The following is a 17,189-nucleotide window of genomic DNA, read 5'->3' as shown; positions in this document are numbered from 1 at the left end:
GGCGTGCGGCTCGTCACCGGCGACAAGTGCGCGGGGATGCTCGGTGCGCTCGAGGAGGTGTTCCCCGGGGCCCGCTACCAGCGCTGCACGGTGCATTTCTACCGCAACGTGTTGGGAAGGGTTCCCGTGACCAGGCGGAAGGCCGCGGCGCGCATGCTGAAGGCGATCCACGCGCAGGAATCGCGCGAGGCATGCGCCAGAAAGGCCGAGGAGGTGGCGGAGGAGCTGGAGTCGATGAGGCTCGGGGCGGCCGCGAGGACGGTGCGCGACGGGTTCGCCGAGACGCTTGCCTACACGGAATTCCCGCCGGAGCACTGGCGCCGGATCAGGACGAACAACGGGATCGAGCGCATCAACCGCGAGATCAGGAGGAGGACGAGGGTCGTCGGGACCTTCCCAGACGGCAATTCGGCCCTCATGTTGGTGACGGCGAGGCTGAAGTACATAGTGGAGCACGAGTGGGGCAAGAGGAGGTACTTGGACATGTCGAAGCTGGAGGAGATGGACGAGCTGAGGGGAAAGACGGAGGGCTAGAAGAGGACGGGGCCGGAGACGGCTAAATCAATTTGCGAAAGAATCTTGACGGTACCGGTCCCCTTGCGAGGACCGTTTCCAATTCAGTGGTGGGCGATGAGGGATGTCCGCGTGCGGCTGGCGCCGCCCGCGCCCCGCTTCGTCGCTCCGCTCCTCGCGTGCTGCGCTGGAAAACGCTTCGCGTTTCCTCAGCTCCGCACCCTTGCGGGTTCGAATCCCATGCAACGGGCGCAAACAAAAACGGTCCCCTTGCGAGGACCGTTTCCAATTCAGTGGTGGGCGATGAGGGATTCGAACCCCCAGCCTTGTGCGTGTAAAGCACCTGCGCTAACCGTTGCGCCAATCGCCCGCGGGAATTGAGTATAGCGGAAACCCTGCGGGGTTCACCGCTAATTCATAACGAAATCTAAGCGGAGACTTCGGTGCCCTTGTTCTCGTCGATAAAGAAGCGCTTGTACCAAATGAGGAACGTCAGCGTGGTATAGATCTTGCGCTGGTTGAGCGCGCGGCCCTCAAAGTGATCGTCGAGCAGCTTCATGAGCGCATCGGTGTCAAAGAAATCGGCAGCCCACGGTGCGGTGAAGTACTCCTTGACGTAGTCGTAGTATTTCTGCTCGCGCAGCCAGAACTTAACTGGCACCGGGAAGCCAACCTTCTTGCGTGTTGCCCACTCATCGGGCAGCGTGCGATTGGCGGCGTGGCGCAGGACAAGCTTGCAGCCCTCTTCGTTGACACGGTAGTTGGCGGGAATATGCTCGGCGAACTCCATGACCTTTTTGTCCAGGAACGGAACGCGGAGCTCCAGGGAGTGTGCCATGCACATCTTGTCTGCCTTGAGCAGAATGTCGCCCGGAAGCCACATGTTCATATCCAGATATTGCTTCTTAGAGAGCTCGCAGCAGTCGGGGACCTGCTTGTAGTACTCTGCGCACATTTCGGAGGCGTTCTTGCCGGTGTCGTAAGCTGGCTTGAGAACCTCGTCAACCTCGGACGGGTCGAACACCTTTGCCTGGCCCACGTACCAGCGCTCGGGGACCTCGGCGCACTTGGTCAGGAAGTTGTGACCCTTAAAGTAGGGGAGATGCTGAACGAGCGAGCCCAGGGCACGGCGCACGCCGAGCGGCACGCGCTTCTTGAAGGATCGCATCTCGGGGGTGTCCTCGTACCACTCGTAGCCGGCAAACAGCTCGTCGGCGCCCTCGCCCGAAAGGACGACGGTAACTTCCTCGGCGGCCATCTGTGCCAGATAGTACAGCGGTACGCTGGAGAGGTTCGATTGCGGCTCGTCCATGTGGTACTGGATATCGGGTAGCGCGTCGAAGAACTCGTCGGCGGTGATCATCTTGCGCACGTTCTTAATGCCAAGCTTGTCGGAAAGCTCGGCGGCGTAGTTGGTCTCGTTGAAGTTCTTGTAGTCAAAGCCGACGGAATACGTGGTGTCGGGCATGAGGCAGGCGGCAATGTAGCTGGAGTCGACGCCGCCGGAGAGGAACGAGCCAACTTTAACATCGGCGATGCGGTGCGCGGCAACGCTCTCGTGCACGACCTTGTCGCACTCGTCCACGTACTCCTCGAAGCTCTTGGAATTGTCATCGGTAAAGTCGCAGCTCCAGTAGCGCTTGATATCCATAGTTTTGGTCGTAAGGTCGTACGTAAAGCAATGCGCGGGGGCAAGCTTGAACACGCCCTTAAAGAACGTCTCCTCCGTGGCAGGGAACTGCAGCGTGAGGTAGGGACGCAGCGCGTCGCGGTTGACGGCCTTCTCAAACTTGGGGTGGTCCAGGAAGCTCTTGATCTCGGAGCCAAACAGCAGCGAGCCGTCGGAGGCCCGGTAGTAATAGAACGGCTTGATGCCAAAGATGTCACGGGCGCCGAAGAGCTTGTTCCTGTTCTGGTCGTGAATCACGAACGCATACATGCCGCGCAGGCGGTTGACCAGGTCCTCGCCCCACGCCTCGTAGCCGTGCACCAGGACCTCGGTGTCGGCGTTGCAGTGGAAGACGTAGCCGGCAGCCTCGAGCTCGGCGCGAAGCTCCTGGAAGTTGTAGATCTCGCCGTTGAAGACGATGGTGACCTTGCCGTCATCGCTCGACATGGGCTGAGCGCCAGCCTCGGAAAGGTCGAGAATCGAAAGACGGCGGAAGCCGAGGGCGACGTTATCGACGATGTGCTGGCCACCCATATCCGGCCCGCGATGGATGATGCGATTCATCATGGCCGTGAGAACCAGCTCACTCTGTTCATCTGTACCGGTAAAACCGACAAAACCGCACATGCAAGATCCTTTCTGCTGACGGCTTAGGTGCGCTGCCGCAAGGTTTGCAGCAGTCGATATCAATCAATCCTTACTATCATGCCAATCTTTTGCTTCGTGATGGGGCATAAGCGCCGAGGGGACCGAAAAACCACGGCCCGCACGTTGGGTGAAGCGGCGGGCCGTGACTGCGACGATTGCTGTGTGCGAGAGCGCGAGAGGGGCTAGCGCTTGCCGCGCTTGGCAAGGCGGTGCTCTACCTTGGTGACGACGTGGATGAGCGGAATCGTCACAACCAGATAGTAGGGTGCGGCGCAAATGTAGGGTGTGATGTTGCCCGTGGTGGCCGTGAGGTTTTTGGAGAACAGCATGAGTTCCATGACGCCGACGCTCGAAAGCAGCGACGTGTCCTTGTAGAGCATGACAAACTCACTGGTCATCCCCGCATCGCGCGCATTTGTAGGGCGGGGGTTTTGTTATTTCGAATTAACCGTGCGCTGGTCCTTGCAAGTTTTTAGGGTGCTGAGACACTCGCAAGGTCAGGTGGCATATTAGGATGGTTGATAATACAGGGGCGCGACCGGATTCATCTGGGACGGTTTTTGCTCTTTTAAGGTTAGGTTTAGCGAGAAAGGTCGTTATATGTCGGGTACGACGAAGGAGAAGCTGGCTTTGATGCGCTATGTGGAGCTGCTCGAGGCCGAGGCCCTTGTTGTTTCCAAGCCGGATACTCTTTGCGACCAGCGCATCGAGTTTGCGACCGACGACTCGCGCCAGGTACGTCCGGGCACATTGTTTGTCTGCAAGGGCCGTGCGTTCAAGCCCGAGTATCTGGTCTCGGCGATTGCCGAAGGCGCCGTGGCGTACGTGTCCGAGGTTGATTACGACGTCGATATTCCCGCTGTGATCGTCAACGATATCCGCCGCACGCTCGCTGTGGTGGCGGACGCCTATTACGGTCATCCCTCGGGCAAGGTGAAGGTCTGCGCTTTTACGGGCACCAAGGGCAAGTCGACCTGCAGCTTTTATCTGCGTGGCATTCTTGCCAACGAGGCTAAGCTCACGGGCCGTCATCGACCAGCCCTCAACACGGGTATCGAGTTCGATGACGGTATCGAGGCCGGTCCTTCTAAGCTAACGACCCCCGAGTCCTTCCTTTTGCAGTCGCGTATCGCACATGCCGCCGAGGCGGGCGCTCCGTGGCTGGTCATGGAGGCGTCGAGCCAGGGCCTCAAATACGAGCGTACGGGCAAGATTGACTTTGAAGTGGGCGCCTTTACCAATATCGGTGAGGACCATATCTCGCCGATCGAGCACCCCACGCTCGAGGATTACTTTGCCAGCAAGCTCAAGATTTTTTCGCAGAGCCGCTTTGCCGTGGTCAACCTCGATATGGACCACGTCGACCGCGTGCTCGAGGCGGCGTCCCGCTGCGAGCGCACGGTGACGTTCTCGCTGACCGATGGACGCGCCGACGTGCGTGCGTTGGCCATTCGCAACGGCGATTGCGGCGTGATCGCCACGGTCCGCACGCCGCGCTTTACGCGTGACATCGTGATCCCCACGCCCGTCAAGTTCAACGTGTCCAATGCGCTTGCCGCCATTGCCTGCGCCGAGGCCCTCGGCATTTCCGAAGAGGGCATCGTCCATGGCTTTGAGGGCGTCTTTGTTCCCGGTCGCATGGAGCTCTATCCGTCTGCATCGGGCAAGATTTTGGGCGTCGTTGACTATGCGCACAACGGCATGAGCCTCGAGACGCTTTTGCGCGACCTGCGCGAGAACTATCCCGAGCGCGAGCTGGCGGTTGTCTTTGGTGCAACGGGAGGCAAGGGTGTCGATCGCCGTACTACGATGGGTATCGCTGCCGGCAAGTACGCCGATCGCATCGTGATTACCGAGGATGACCCGGGCCCCGAGAACGTCGAGGACATCTGCGCCGAGATTGCGCGCAATATCCAGGCGCAGGGAAACGATAGCTGGCAGATCGTGTGCGACCGCCCCGCCGCTATCGAGACAGCCGTGCGCGAGACCGACCGCCCCGCCGTGGTTATCGTGACCGGCAAGGGCGAGGAGGAGTGCATGCTGCGCAAGAACGGACCCGAGCCCTGCGAGCGTGATGGCTCGGTTCTCAAGCGCATCCTTGCGGCGTACGACGCCTAGGCGCTGCTGCCTTTAGGATGGCGTTTGCGAATCATCGACGCCCGATGATGCAGTGCCTCTCAAGCGTGTTCACCTTAGGGAAAACGCGGTACCAAGATTAAGTCTTTTCCTACGTAATAAATGGAGTGACCATGTCCCACAACACCCTGCCGACCGTTGCCGAGCTTTCGGGCGAGATGCGCGAGCGCCTTGCTAAGGTCAAGTACGTCTTTACCGATCTGGACGCCACGATGCTCGCGCCCGGCTCGTGCGTGCTGCGCGACAACGACGGCAATCCCTCGACCAAGCTCGTCGAGGCCGTCGTGGCGCTTGCCCGCGCTGGCATCCAGGTAATTCCCACCTCGGGTCGCAACCGCACCATGATCCACGAAGATGCCCGCGTGCTCGGCCTCAACTCCTACATTGGCGAGATGGGTGGCCTGGTCATGTACGACCTCAAGGCCAACGACTGGGAGTATCTGACCGGCGACATGCCTTACGACCCCGCCTGCGGCCTTACGCCGCACCAGGTGATTGAGCAGACCGGCGTGTGCGAGAAGATTCTCGCTCGCTGGCCGCACAAGATCGAGTACCACAACGACATGTCGACTGGCTATAAGTACCGCGAGGTCACCGTCGGCATGCGCGGCGATATTCCCGATGACGAGGCGCAGGCCATCCTCGACGAGGCCGGCTGCGGTCTGGTCTGGGCCTGCAACGGCCACTTGACTCATCTGTCCAAGCCGACGACCCTCGAGCTCGATCGCGTCGAGGACGGTCGTGCCTTTAACATCAATCCGTCGGGTCTCGACAAGGGCGTGGCGGTCGCGCGTTTCTGCGAGCGTCTGGGCATCGAGCGCGACGAGACGCTGGCACTCGGCGATTCCGAGTCTGATTTCTACATGGCCGACCACGTGGGCACGTTCTGCCTGGTCGAGAACGGTCTGACCAGCGCCGGCGCGTCCGAGTTTCTTGCGTCCTGCGATAACGCCTTTGTCACGCGCGGCAGGATCGTTGACGGCTGGGCGGCGACGGCGGAGCTGCTCGTCGCGGCCCGTTCATAGCGCAGTGCCGTTACGCTTGGCCATATCTTTTCGAGAGAGAATCTGGTGAGGTAATGTCCGATATCGAAAATCTGGCCGGTGATACGCGCCCCATCGGCGTGTTCGACTCGGGCCTGGGCGGCTTGACGGTTGCGCGCGCGATTGCGACGGCGCTTCCGCACGAGTCCGTCTACTACTTTGGCGATACCAAGCGCTGCCCTTACGGCACCCGCACCGAGGATGAGGTGCGCTCGTTTGCGCTACAGGCGGGGCGCTGGCTTTCGAGACACGACGTCAAGATCATGGTCATCGCCTGCAATACGGCGACGGCAGCGGCGCTTCGCCTGGCTCAGCAGGTGCTCGATGTCCCCGTGATTGGCGTAATCGCGCCGGGCGCGCGTGCCGCCATCAACAGCACCCGCACGCGCCGTGTGGGCGTGCTCGCCACCAACCTCACCATCCGCTCGGGCGCCTACACGCGCGCCATCCAGGACTTGGATGCCGGCGTGGACGTGTATGGCTGCCCTGCCTCGAGCTTTGTCGAGGTTGTCGAGCACGAGCTCGCCTCGGGCGCGCATCTGCAGGAGCAGTGGCTCGAGAACGAGGATATTTTTGATACGCCAGCCGTTCGCGCGCTGGTCAACGCCACAGTCGAGCCACTGCACGATCGTGGCATCGATACCGTGGTGCTCGGCTGTACGCACTTTCCGCTGCTGGTGGGCCCCATCCGTCATGCGTTGGGGCCCGGGGTGCGCGTGGTGAGCTCCGCCGAGGAGACCACCCGCGAGCTGACCGATATCCTCACGCGCCGTGAGCAGCTGGCGGGCAACACCGCCGAGCCGCAGCATCGCTTTGCCACCACGTCCGACAACATTGCCGAGTTTGCGGTGGCGGGCAGCTTTATCTTTGGCCAGCCGCTCAAAAGCATCGAGCATGTCGATATCGACGAACTCGGTTAGGCACGCAATGTCGCCGGAGTCTTCGCCACATCTTTTGCCGAAAGGATAGTTCCATGGAATATATGCAGGTCAATCGCGCCAACGGCCGCGCCGCAAACGAGCTGCGTCCCGTTAAGCTCACCCGCGGCGTCATGAAGCACGCCCACGGCTCGTGCCTGGCAGAGTTTGGCGACACGCGCGTGCTGTGCGCCGCCACCATCGAGGAGGGCGTTCCGGGCTGGCGCAAGGGCGCCAAGGCCGGTTGGGTAACGGCGGAATATGCGATGCTGCCGGCGTCGACCGGCAAGCGCTGCAAGCGCGAACATGCCAACCGAAAGGGCCGTTCCATGGAGATCGAGCGCTTGATCGGCCGCAGCCTGCGCACCGTCGTCAACATGAAGGCGCTCGGCGAGTACACCGTTACCGTTGACTGCGATGTGATCCAGGCCGATGGCGGCACGCGTACGGCGAGCATCACCGGCGCCTGGGTGGCGCTGCACGACGCCCTTGCCATGTGGGTCGAGGCGGGCAAGCTCGAGCGCATTCCGCTTACCGGTCAGGTTGCCGCTATTTCCATGGGCGTCGTCGACGGCAACACCCTGCTCGACTTGGATTATTCCGAGGACAGCCACGCTGAGGTCGACATGAACCTCGTCGCCACCGACTCCGGCGAGATGATCGAGCTCCAGGGTACCGGCGAGCAGGCGCCCTTCGACCGCAAGCGTCTCAACGCCCTGCTCGATCTGGGCGACAAGGGCATCGCCGAGCTCATCGAGCTTCAGCGTCAAGCCCTCGCCTAACCTGCCAAAAGGTGATGTTGATTTTGGCAGGTTTAATCTGCGAAAACGCCGAAGTATAAGACTGCCGTTGATTGAGAGGGGAGAGGCCGAGGCCCTCGTCGTCCTCTACACGGCATTGCTATAAGAGACAAGGAGGCCAGCTATGGCACTTGAGAAGATTGACATCGACACCCTCGACCCGGCGGCGACCATTGTTGTGGCCACGGGTAACGCCCATAAGCTCACCGAGATCGAGGCCATTTTGGGCAAGGTCATGCCCGAGGTGCGCTTTGTGGCGCTCGGCCAGCTGGGCGATTTTGAGGACCCCGAGGAAAACGGCACGACGTTTTTGGAGAACGCCATCATCAAGGCGCAGGCTGCGGTCGAGGAGACGGGCCTTATGGCCATCGCCGACGATTCCGGCTTGGTCGTCGACGCGCTGGACGGTGAGCCGGGTGTGTATAGCGCGCGTTATGCGGGCGTACACGGCGATGATGCCGCCAACAATGCCAAACTTCTCGTTAATCTGGAAGGCGTGGCAGACGAGGATCGCACCGCACGCTTTATGAGCGTCGTTGCGCTCATCGACCAAGACGGCCTGGTCACCTATGGCGAGGGTGCCTGCGAGGGCGTTATCGCACACGAGGGCCGCGGCGACCACGGCTTTGGCTACGACCCGCTGTTCCTGCCGGTCGATACGCCGGGCAAGACTATGGCCGAGCTCACAGCGGACGAGAAGAACGCCATCAGCCATCGTTTCCATGCACTCGAGCACCTGTCCGCCAAACTCACGGGCGAGGAGTAGGCCGTGCGTGCGGTGGTGCAGCGCGTGCTCAACGCCGGTGTGACGGTCGACGGCGAGTGCGTGGGCCGCATTGGGCGCGGCTATCTGGTATTGCTGGGTGTGGGCCATGGCGATACGCGTGCCGAGGCCGATAAACTATGGGGCAAGCTCCGCGGGCTGCGTATCAACGAGGACGAGAACGGCAAGACTAACTTGGCGCTTGCCGATGTCGACGGCGAGGTGCTCGTGGTGTCGCAGTTTACGCTGTTTGCCGATTGCCGCCACGGCCGTCGTCCGTCGTTTACGGATGCTGGCGCGCCCGATGTCGCCAACGAGCTTTATGAGTACTTTCTGACGCTCGTCGCCCAGGACGTCGACCACGTGGCGCACGGCATCTTTGGCGCCGACATGAAAGTCGACCTGGTCAACGACGGCCCGTTCACCATTGTCCTCGATACCGACAATCTGTAAGTAGCCTAATTAGCTACTTGCGTGGGGTTGTAACAGGGTGCTATAGTATTAGAGTTTTGTCTATCTTAGGGGTATTATCCCCTTTTTGAATTGCACCTTCTGGAGGCCCTGTTCATGGAAGAGATGGAAGTCAATTACGTCGACGACATCCACGAGAAGCTGACCGATATGGTGGGCGATCGCGTCAAGGTGAAGGCCAACATGGGCCGTACCCGCGTTGTCGAGCGCATGGGTACCATCAAGAGCGTCCACCCGGCTGTCTTTATCGTCGAGGTTGACGAGCGCCGCGGCCGCAAGTCGCGTCAGTCCTACCAGTACATCGACGTCCTTACCGGTCAGGTTGAACTGTTCGACCCCGAGAGCGGCGAGCACATCTTTACTCCGCTCGGCAACCAGCTCGAGGAGCATTAACGGTGACCGATCGGTCCCTCATCCTTACTGCGCCGGCAAAGATTAACCTCTACCTGGGGGTTCATACCGAGCGCGATACCCGCGGCTACCACAAAGTCGATTCCCTGATGGCAGCTGTCGGCCTAGCCGATACCGTGACGGTCACGCCGGCGCAGGCGTTGACCGTCCAGACGGTTCCGGCATCAGATTTTCCCATGCAAAAGAATACTGCCTACCGCGCCGCCGTCGCCATGGCCGATCATTTCGGGCGCGAGGCAAACGTGTGCGTGACGATTGAGAAGCGCATCCCGCTGTGCGCCGGCCTGGGCGGCCCCTCGACGGATGCCGCGGCGGTTATCGTTGCCCTGGCTGAGCTGTGGGGCATCGACCGCACTGATCCTGCGCTGGATGAGATTGCGCGTGGCATCGGCGCCGACGTGCCGTTCTTTTTGCATACGAGCCCCGCATTCTACGTGGGTGGGGGAGACGTTCTGGCAACTGAGTACCCCGCGCTTCCTGTGACGCCCGTTGTGCTGGTCAAGCCGCGGGAGGCGAGCGTTTCGACAATTGAGGCCTATCGACGTTTTGACGAGGCCCCGGTGCCCGCGACTGCGCCCGGTGCCATTGCATCGGCTCTTAGCGTGAGTGATGCGAAGATGGCGTATTCGCTCATCCATAACAACTTGGGCGTCATTTCTGCTTTGATGGAGCCGCAGATCCAGGCGGTTCTCGACTGGCTGCGCGCACAGGAGGGAACCGTTGCCGTGGACGTGTGTGGGTCGGGTGCCTGCTCGTTTGCCATTTGCGACACCGCCGCCACGGCCGAAAGGCTTGTCGACGCCGCCCAGCAAAATGGCTGGTGGTCCTGCGCGACTGAGCTTATTCCCAACACGGTACAAATCGACGCGCCAAAGAAATAAAAAATTCTCTAGCACGCGGCGAAAATCTTTGTTACTATAGTCGAGCTAACGGGTTGTGGCTCAGTTTGGTAGAGCACTGCGTTCGGGACGCAGGGGTCGCTGGTTCAAATCCAGTCAACCCGACCAGAGCATGAGGAGGGACCGCTTCTTGCGGTCCCTTTTTTTAGCTATTGTTGTGATACCGCGATACCCGCGGTATACTCATTCGAGCTTGTCTCGCTGTTTTGTGGAGGTCTACATGTTTGGACTGAGGGCTCCTGAGCTCATCATTATTCTCGTCGTTGTCCTGATTATCTTCGGGCCCAAGAACCTGCCGAAGCTCGGCAAGTCCCTCGGCTCTACCGTCAAGAATATCCGCGAGGGTATGGAGGGCGACGATAAGGACGAGACCAAGCAGGCCGAGGACGTTGTGGTCGAGGAGTCCGAGGAGGACAAGAAGATCGCAGAGCTCGAGGCCCAGCTCGCCGCCGCCAAGAAAAAGAAGGCAGAGGACGGCGACGCGGACGCAGAGTAGTCCCATCCCTTTGGGGTGAGCACCTGACCGGCTTGCCCGCAGGCTAGCCGGTCTTTTTCGTTATGTTGACAGTTGATTGTTACATCATAGTTGGGGAGATATCCGTATGGACGCAAGCCAGATCGTACTGACCGCTGAGGGCCGCCAGAAGCTCGTCGAGGAGCTCGCTTGGCGTGAGGGCGATTACGCCAAGGAGATCGTCGAGGACATCAAGGAAGCCCGCGCGTTTGGCGACCTTTCGGAGAACTCCGAGTACGATGCCGCCAAGGACAAGCAGGCTCAGAATGCTGCTCGCATTGCCGAGATTCAGGCTATTCTCGCCAACGCTCAGGTTGCTGCCACCACGGGCGATCTGACCGTCTCCATCGGTTCCACCGTTTCGCTGATTGATCCCAACGGTGAGGTCATGGAAGTCACGCTCGTCGGTACCACCGAGACCAACTCGCTCGAGCACAAGATCTCCAACGAGTCCCCGGTCGGCCACGCCATCATCGGCCACGGCGAGGGCGACTCCGTCGAGGTCGTTACGCCTTCCGGCAAGACTCGCGTCTACACCATCGCCAAGATCGCACGCTAGACCACGGTCCCGCGTAAAGGTATGTTTTCGCTCCCTGGGACCGAATCCTGGGGAGCGTTTTAGTTTGAGGAGCTAACTTATGGCAGAGAACCAAAACGCCGCCGAGCAGGCATCGACGCTCAACGACGAGCGCGCCACGCGCCTGGCCAAGCGCGCCGCCCTGTTCGAGGCGGGCCAGAACCCCTATCCCGAGCACTCCGAGATCGAGGACTACGTTGCCGACATCGAGGCTAAGTATGCCGATCTTGCCGATGGCGAAGACACCGAGGACGTCGTGAAGATCGGCGGCCGCGTGGTCGCCAAGCGTGGTCAGGGCAAGATCATGTTCATCGTCGTGCGCGACGCAACGGCCGAGATTCAGCTGTTCTGCCGCATCAACGACATGGACGAGGCAGCCTGGAATACGCTCAAGGCCCTCGACCTTGGCGATATCCTGGGTGTGACCGGTGTGGTTGTGCGCACTCAGCGCGGCCAGCTCTCCGTCGCCCCTAAGAGCGCGACCCTGCTCTCCAAGGCCGTTCGCCCGCTGCCCGAGAAGTTCCACGGTCTCTCCGACAAGGAGACCCGCTATCGTCAGCGCTATGTCGACCTGATCGCCAACGACGATGTTCGCGAGACCTTCCGCAAACGCTCGCAGATCCTCTCCACCTTCCGTCGCTTTATGGAGTCCGACGGCTACATGGAGGTCGAGACCCCCATCCTGCAGACCATTCAGGGTGGCGCTACGGCTAAGCCGTTCATTACGCACTTTAACGCTCTCGATCAGGAGTGCTACCTGCGCATTGCTACCGAGCTGCACCTCAAGCGCTGCATCGTCGGTGGCTTTGAGCGCGTCTTCGAGATCGGTCGTATCTTCCGTAACGAGGGCATGGACCTCACCCACAACCCCGAGTTCACCACGATGGAGGCCTACCGTGCCTTCTCCGATCTCGAGGGCATGAAGGCGCTCGCCCAGGGCGTCATCAAGGCTGCCAACAAGGCCATCGGCAACCCCGAGGTCATCGAGTACCAGGGCCAGACCATCGATCTGTCCGGTGAGTGGGCAAGTCGTCCCATGACTGATATTGTCTCTGACGTGCTCGGCAAGAAGGTCACCATCGACACGCCTGTCGAGGAGCTTGCTGCCGCCGCGCGCGAGAAGGGCCTGGAGATCAAGCCCGAGTGGACTGCCGGCAAGATCATCGCCGAGATTTACGATGAGCTGGGCGAGGACACCATCGTCAACCCGACCTTCGTGTGCGATTACCCCATCGAGGTCAGCCCGCTCGCCAAGCGTTTTGAGGACGACCCGCGTCTGACCCACCGCTTTGAGCTGGTCATCGCCGGCCACGAGTACGCCAACGCATTCTCCGAGCTCAACGACCCGGTCGACCAGGCTGAGCGCTTTGCCGCCCAGATGGCCGAGAAGGCCGGCGGCGACGATGAGGCCATGGAGTATGACGAGGACTACGTGCGCGCCCTCGAGTACGGTATGCCTCCCGCGGGCGGCATTGGCATCGGTATCGACCGCGTGGTCATGCTGCTCACCAACCAGGCTTCTATCCGCGATGTCCTGCTGTTCCCGCACATGAAGCCCGAGAAGGGTTTCCAGTCCGGTGCCGCTGCCGCCAAGGCTGCCGAGGCCGGCAACGCCGCGAGCCCGTTCGTTAAGTCGCTTAAGCCCACGCTCGATTACTCCAAGATCGCCGTTGAGCCGCTGTTTGAGGAGTTCGTCGACTTCGATACCTTCTCCAAGAGCGATTTCCGCGCTGTGAAGGTCAAGGCATGCGAGGCCGTCAAGAAGTCCAAGAAGCTGCTGAACTTTACGCTCGACGACGGTACCGGTGCCGACCGCACCATCCTCTCCGGCATCCACGAATACTATGAGCCCGAGGACCTGGTCGGCAAGACCCTGCTTGCCATCACCAACCTGCCACCGCGCAAGATGATGGGCATCCCCAGCTGCGGCATGCTCATCAGTGCCATCCACGAGGAGGAGGGCGAGGAGCGCCTCAACCTGATCCAGCTCGACGCCTCCATTCCTGCTGGCGCAAAGATGTACTAATTGGTTCCGCCGTTCTACCGAACGGCGGACCAGCCGACGCTGCGCGCCGCCCAGGGCGACAATTTGTCATTCAAAAGGCAAGGCATGACCAGAAGGTCTATGCCTTGCCTTTTTCATGCCAACTTGTTCGCCCTGGACGTCGCTCGCTGTCCGTCCTCTACCTGCGGCGTTGCTCTGGTTGGCACTTCGTATTCCACCGCAACTTATGGGGTCGGGGGGATTATTGGTGCCCTGCATCTTCATAAACTCAACGCTTACGAAGCGTGTGCTGTTCGTGTTAGGGTAGTTCCACCACATAAGTAGTCGCAGACGCACGTACCACGGGCGGGCGAGATGAAGTCCCAGTAGCTCCATCTCGCCCGCCCGTTTTTGTTGTGCACCGCGGCGTAACACAGAAAGGATTTTGCCCTTTATGCCTATCAATAAACGAGAGAGCCTGCTGTTTACCTTTATCATGTGCTTTTGCATGGTGCTCTGGATGAGCATCTACAACGTTGCCCTGCAGCACGGGGCCATCAACGGCGAGGTCATTGCCGCCGCGTGGCTCGGCTTCCCCGTTGCCTACATTTTTGCCATGTGCTGCGACTGGTTTGTTGCCAGCCCCCTTGCCAAGGGTTTCGCTTTTAAATTCCTGGTCACGCCGGGGTTGCTCGCTTTGTCTTCCGACGCGCCTTCCCCATGGGAACCGTCTTTGAAGAGCAGCATATGGAGCTCGTACGTATGCCGGGCGCTCCCGCTGCCGATGTCGACGATGACGTTGCCGAGAGCATGGACGCCGAGCCCGCCTGCTAGGCAAGAGCCTCTAACCTAGAGCGCCCGCCGCACCCGGCGATTCCTTTTTTGTAGACGTTGTCGTATGGCTGCACGCGGAAAAGGCCACAGCGGTTAACATATACTCCATATGGGTAAAGAGACCAAAGCGCCGCCACGAGTGGCGCTTTGCGTTTGAAAAACTAGCTCGTCTAAGAGGAACTAGCATGTTGGACCGTTTTACCGATCGCGCGCGCAAGGTCATGTCCATGGCCAAGCAGGAGGCGCTCGATCTTCACTCAAATAAGGTGGGTACCGAGCATCTGCTGCTCGCGCTCGCCAAGGAGGACGAGGGCATTGCCGCCGAGGCACTGCGCTCACTCGATATCTCCTACGATGACATCATGGACACGCTCAAGGAGGTCCAGACCACCGTTCCCGAGCCCAGCGAGGAGACCGAGGCCGCTAAGCTCGCCTTTACGCCGCTCGTCATCAGCGTGATGGAGCGTTCCTTCCGCGTGGCGCGCGAGAACAACCAGACCTATGTGTCGACCGAGCACCTGCTCATCGGTATCGTCGAAGAGGGCAACGGCATGGCCATGGACATTCTCATGCGCCTGGGTGTTTCGTCCGCTTCCATTAAAAAAGCCATCGAGAAGCTTACCGCCAAGGATCAAGACAAGAAGCGCCCGCTCGCCGGTGCCGGTGCCGGGCGTCCCGGTACAGGCCTGCCGTTCTTTAGCGGCTCGGACGCCTCGCAGCAAAAGGGGAGCGGCACCGACACGCTCAAGCAGTTCGCCACCAACCTTACGCAGAAGGCGCGCGACGGCGAGCTCGACCCGGTGATCGGTCGCGAAAAGGAAGTCCAGCGCATGATGGAGATCCTTTCGCGCCGCACCAAGAACAACCCGCTTATCTTGGGTGACCCCGGCGTGGGCAAGACGGCCATCGTCGAGGGCCTGGCGCAGCAGATCGCTGCCGGCAACGTGCCCGAGAACCTTATGAACCAGAACATCTGGACGCTCGACCTGCCGGGTCTTGTCGCGGGCGCCAAATATCGCGGTGAGTTTGAGGAGCGTCTCAAGAACGTAATCCAGGAGGCAACCGAAGCCGACGACGTCATCCTGTTTATCGACGAGATGCACACCATCATCGGTGCCGGTTCTGCCGAGGGATCCATCGATGCAAGCTCCATGCTCAAGCCCGTGCTCGCGCGCGGCGCTTTCCAGATCATCGGTGCCACCACGGCCGAGGAGTTCCGCAAGTACCTCACCAAGGACCCGGCCTTCGAGCGCCGCTTCCAGACCATCGATGTTGAGGAGCCAAGCGTCGAGGACACGGTCAAGATCCTGACCGCGCTCAAGCCGCGCTACGAGGAGCACCACCACGTGCGCTATACGCAGGGTGCCATCGAGGCTGCCGCGAACCTCTCCAACCGCTACATCCAGGATCGCTTCCTGCCCGATAAGGCCATCGACCTCATCGACGAGGCCGGCGCCCGCGCCCGCATTGCCGCCAACCGTGCGCCTGAGCCGGTGCGCGAGGCCGAGCATCGCGTGGAGGAGCTCAAGGCTGCCGCGCAGGAGGCCACCGAGGGTGACGACATGAACAAGGCCGCCGAGATTACCGAGCAGCAGAAGGCTGCCGAGATTGAGCTCGCCGAGGCCAAGGCAGCTTGGACGGCCGAGCTCGACGCCAGCCCGCTCACCATCGATGTCGCCCAGATTGCCGACATCGTGTCCGTGACCTCGGGCGTGCCGGTGTCTTCGCTCACCGAGAGCGAAAGCCGTCGTCTGTTGCAGACCGAAAGCGTGCTCAAGACCCGCATTATTGGCCAGGATGAAGCTGTCGAGGCCGTGGCCAAGGCAGTGCGCCGCAGCCGCTCGCCGCTCAAGGACCCGCGTCGTCCCGGCGGCAGCTTCATCTTCTTGGGTCCTACCGGCACAGGCAAGACCGAGCTCGCCAAGACGCTCGCCGAGTATCTCTTTGGCAGCAAGGACGCGCTCATCAGCTTCGACATGTCGGAGTTTGGCAGCGAGTTCGAGGTCTCCAAGCTTATCGGTAGCCCCCCGGGCTACGTGGGCCACGACGAGGGCGGTCAGCTCACCAAGGCCGTTCGCCGTCACCCGTACTCGGTCGTGCTGTTCGACGAGATCGAGAAGGCGCACCCAGATATCTTCAACATCTTGCTGCAGGTGCTTGAGGAGGGTCGCCTGACCGATAGCCAGGGCAAGACGGTCGATTTCCGCAACACCGTGATCATCATGACGTCCAACGTGGGCGCCCGCGAGATTGCGCAGGATGCGAGCGTTGGCTTTGGCACCACCGGTGAGCAGGGTCTTACCTCGAGCGAGATTAAGGGCCGTGCGATGGGCGAGCTCAAGCGCCTGTTCCGCCCCGAGCTGCTCAACCGTATCGATGACATCGTGGTGTTTCAGAAGCTTTCGGGCGAGAACCTGACCAAGATCGCTCACCTGCTGGTGGACGACCTGCGCCAGCGCCTGATTGCCAACGGCATGAACATCAAACTCACCGATGCGGCCTACGACAAGATCGTAGCCGAGGGTACCGACCTCACCAACGGCGCACGTCCGCTGCGCCGCGCCATCCAAAAGCTCATCGAGGATCCGCTATCCGAGGAGCTGCTGGCCGGCGAGTGGGGCAGCGGCGATACCGTCATGTGCGACGTGGCCGACGGCAAGTTCGTCTTTAGCCACGGTACGGGCGAGATCCCAGCGCCGCGTCCGGCAGGTGCGCTTGGGGGCGATACCGCTCCGGAAGCGCCGCACACCGGAAACGCCGCGCCTGTGAGCAGTGGCGTAAGCTCGGGCCCCGGCGGCATGATGCAAGCCGGTTCCGGCGCGCTGTAGGGCGTAACAAAACCTTGTGTCCACGAGGGCGTTCCAAAGGAGCGCCCTTTTTTTGTTGGAAAGGCCCCTCGTTCAAAGTAAATCTCATTAAACATACCAACGGCGTATGCATAAGCGTTGATCAAGCGTTGAGGTTGGTTGAAGGGTCCAACGTCCCTTCGACGCGGTCCGTCTACCTGCTT

General features: G+C 60.8%; 15 protein-coding genes and 2 tRNA genes. 14 read left to right on the top strand and 3 right to left on the bottom strand.

From position 1 onward, the window contains the following. Positions 1-534 (top strand): transposase (locus tag ACTNBB_RS04655; protein WP_441056827.1); only part of this gene is annotated, 534 nt, incomplete at its 5' end. Between the two features lie 273 nt (positions 535-807). Here ACTNBB_RS04655 and ACTNBB_RS04650 read toward each other — a convergent pair. From ACTNBB_RS04650 to ACTNBB_RS04640, 3 genes are all read right to left on the bottom strand, one after another. Continuing rightward, a tRNA-Val gene (locus ACTNBB_RS04650) sits at positions 808-883 on the bottom strand. A 57-nt stretch (positions 884-940) separates the two neighbouring features. Next, the gene (gene asnB, locus ACTNBB_RS04645) at positions 941-2,809 is read right to left on the bottom strand and encodes an asparagine synthase (glutamine-hydrolyzing) (protein WP_441056825.1); all 1,869 of its coding nucleotides are present in this window, start codon (positions 2,807-2,809) and stop codon (positions 941-943) included. Positions 2,810-3,012: 203 nt separating this feature from the next. Continuing rightward, positions 3,013-3,228, bottom strand: a complete 216-nt coding sequence (locus ACTNBB_RS04640) for a hypothetical protein (protein ID WP_441056823.1) — start codon at positions 3,226-3,228, stop codon at positions 3,013-3,015. 202 nt (positions 3,229-3,430) lie between these two features. Between ACTNBB_RS04640 and ACTNBB_RS04635 the strand changes: the two genes are divergently transcribed. The 13 genes from ACTNBB_RS04635 to ACTNBB_RS04575 all read left to right on the top strand — a co-directional run bounded on the left by ACTNBB_RS04635 (position 3,431) and on the right by ACTNBB_RS04575 (position 17,007). Further along, on the top strand, positions 3,431-4,948 hold the full coding sequence (locus tag ACTNBB_RS04635) for a Mur ligase family protein (protein ID WP_441056821.1): 1,518 nt from the start codon (positions 3,431-3,433) through the stop codon (positions 4,946-4,948). 131 nt (positions 4,949-5,079) lie between these two features. Beyond that, positions 5,080-5,991, top strand: a complete 912-nt coding sequence (locus tag ACTNBB_RS04630) for an HAD family hydrolase (protein ID WP_427747684.1) — start codon at positions 5,080-5,082, stop codon at positions 5,989-5,991. Positions 5,992-6,044: 53 nt separating this feature from the next. Beyond that, positions 6,045-6,929, top strand: coding sequence for a glutamate racemase (gene murI / locus ACTNBB_RS04625; protein WP_117769301.1), 885 nt, complete (start codon positions 6,045-6,047; stop codon positions 6,927-6,929). A 53-nt stretch (positions 6,930-6,982) separates the two neighbouring features. Continuing rightward, positions 6,983-7,708: a ribonuclease PH gene (rph, locus tag ACTNBB_RS04620; protein WP_117799672.1), complete on the top strand. Its 726-nt coding sequence runs from the start codon at positions 6,983-6,985 to the stop codon at positions 7,706-7,708. A gap of 142 nt (positions 7,709-7,850) precedes the next feature. After that, the gene (gene rdgB, locus ACTNBB_RS04615; RefSeq protein ID WP_118206636.1) at positions 7,851-8,492 is read left to right on the top strand and encodes an RdgB/HAM1 family non-canonical purine NTP pyrophosphatase; all 642 of its coding nucleotides are present in this window, start codon (positions 7,851-7,853) and stop codon (positions 8,490-8,492) included. Between the two features lie 3 nt (positions 8,493-8,495). After that, entirely contained in the window at positions 8,496-8,942 is a 447-nt protein-coding gene (gene dtd / locus ACTNBB_RS04610; RefSeq protein WP_117797049.1) for a D-aminoacyl-tRNA deacylase, read from the top strand. 114 nt (positions 8,943-9,056) lie between these two features. After that, positions 9,057-9,353: a Veg family protein gene (locus ACTNBB_RS04605; RefSeq protein WP_118206416.1), complete on the top strand. Its 297-nt coding sequence runs from the start codon at positions 9,057-9,059 to the stop codon at positions 9,351-9,353. A 2-nt stretch (positions 9,354-9,355) separates the two neighbouring features. Further along, positions 9,356-10,252, top strand: coding sequence for a 4-(cytidine 5'-diphospho)-2-C-methyl-D-erythritol kinase (gene ispE, locus ACTNBB_RS04600; protein ID WP_441056819.1), 897 nt, complete (start codon positions 9,356-9,358; stop codon positions 10,250-10,252). A 49-nt stretch (positions 10,253-10,301) separates the two neighbouring features. Next, positions 10,302-10,378, top strand: a tRNA-Pro gene (locus tag ACTNBB_RS04595). Positions 10,379-10,490: 112 nt separating this feature from the next. Further along, positions 10,491-10,766: a twin-arginine translocase TatA/TatE family subunit gene (gene tatA / locus ACTNBB_RS04590; RefSeq protein WP_195838497.1), complete on the top strand. Its 276-nt coding sequence runs from the start codon at positions 10,491-10,493 to the stop codon at positions 10,764-10,766. 106 nt (positions 10,767-10,872) lie between these two features. After that, on the top strand, positions 10,873-11,343 hold the full coding sequence (greA, locus tag ACTNBB_RS04585; protein WP_006234960.1) for a transcription elongation factor GreA: 471 nt from the start codon (positions 10,873-10,875) through the stop codon (positions 11,341-11,343). Between the two features lie 79 nt (positions 11,344-11,422). Beyond that, on the top strand, positions 11,423-13,387 hold the full coding sequence (gene lysS / locus ACTNBB_RS04580; protein WP_154514782.1) for a lysine--tRNA ligase: 1,965 nt from the start codon (positions 11,423-11,425) through the stop codon (positions 13,385-13,387). Between the two features lie 977 nt (positions 13,388-14,364). After that, positions 14,365-17,007 carry an ATP-dependent Clp protease ATP-binding subunit gene (locus tag ACTNBB_RS04575; protein ID WP_441056817.1) on the top strand — a complete coding sequence of 881 codons (2,643 nt, stop codon included), beginning with the start codon at positions 14,365-14,367 and terminating at the stop codon, positions 17,005-17,007. Positions 17,008-17,189: the final 182 nt, after the last annotated feature.

This window comes from Collinsella sp. HCP28S3_B9, assembly GCF_052066095.1.
In the GTDB taxonomy this organism is placed as follows: domain Bacteria; phylum Actinomycetota; class Coriobacteriia; order Coriobacteriales; family Coriobacteriaceae; genus Collinsella.
The sequence above is the reverse complement of the archived record's forward strand: the minus strand, read 5'-3'. Positions and strand labels throughout refer to the sequence as shown.

Excerpts from the sequence above, each read along its gene's own strand:
- tatA (WP_195838497.1), top strand. The coding sequence starts at position 10,491 with ATGTTTGGACTGAGGGCTCCTGAGCTCATCATTATTCTCGTCGTTGTC.
- ACTNBB_RS04640 (WP_441056823.1), bottom strand. The coding sequence starts at position 3,228 with ATGACCAGTGAGTTTGTCATGCTCTACAAGGACACGTCGCTGCTTTCG.
- ACTNBB_RS04635 (WP_441056821.1), top strand. The coding sequence starts at position 3,431 with ATGTCGGGTACGACGAAGGAGAAGCTGGCTTTGATGCGCTATGTGGAG.
- ACTNBB_RS04605 (WP_118206416.1), top strand. The coding sequence starts at position 9,057 with ATGGAAGAGATGGAAGTCAATTACGTCGACGACATCCACGAGAAGCTG.
- rph (WP_117799672.1), top strand. The coding sequence starts at position 6,983 with ATGGAATATATGCAGGTCAATCGCGCCAACGGCCGCGCCGCAAACGAG.
- ACTNBB_RS04575 (WP_441056817.1), top strand. The coding sequence starts at position 14,365 with ATGTTGGACCGTTTTACCGATCGCGCGCGCAAGGTCATGTCCATGGCC.
- lysS (WP_154514782.1), top strand. The coding sequence starts at position 11,423 with ATGGCAGAGAACCAAAACGCCGCCGAGCAGGCATCGACGCTCAACGAC.
- rdgB (WP_118206636.1), top strand. The coding sequence starts at position 7,851 with ATGGCACTTGAGAAGATTGACATCGACACCCTCGACCCGGCGGCGACC.
- murI (WP_117769301.1), top strand. The coding sequence starts at position 6,045 with ATGTCCGATATCGAAAATCTGGCCGGTGATACGCGCCCCATCGGCGTG.
- asnB (WP_441056825.1), bottom strand. The coding sequence starts at position 2,809 with ATGTGCGGTTTTGTCGGTTTTACCGGTACAGATGAACAGAGTGAGCTG.
- greA (WP_006234960.1), top strand. The coding sequence starts at position 10,873 with ATGGACGCAAGCCAGATCGTACTGACCGCTGAGGGCCGCCAGAAGCTC.
- ACTNBB_RS04630 (WP_427747684.1), top strand. The coding sequence starts at position 5,080 with ATGTCCCACAACACCCTGCCGACCGTTGCCGAGCTTTCGGGCGAGATG.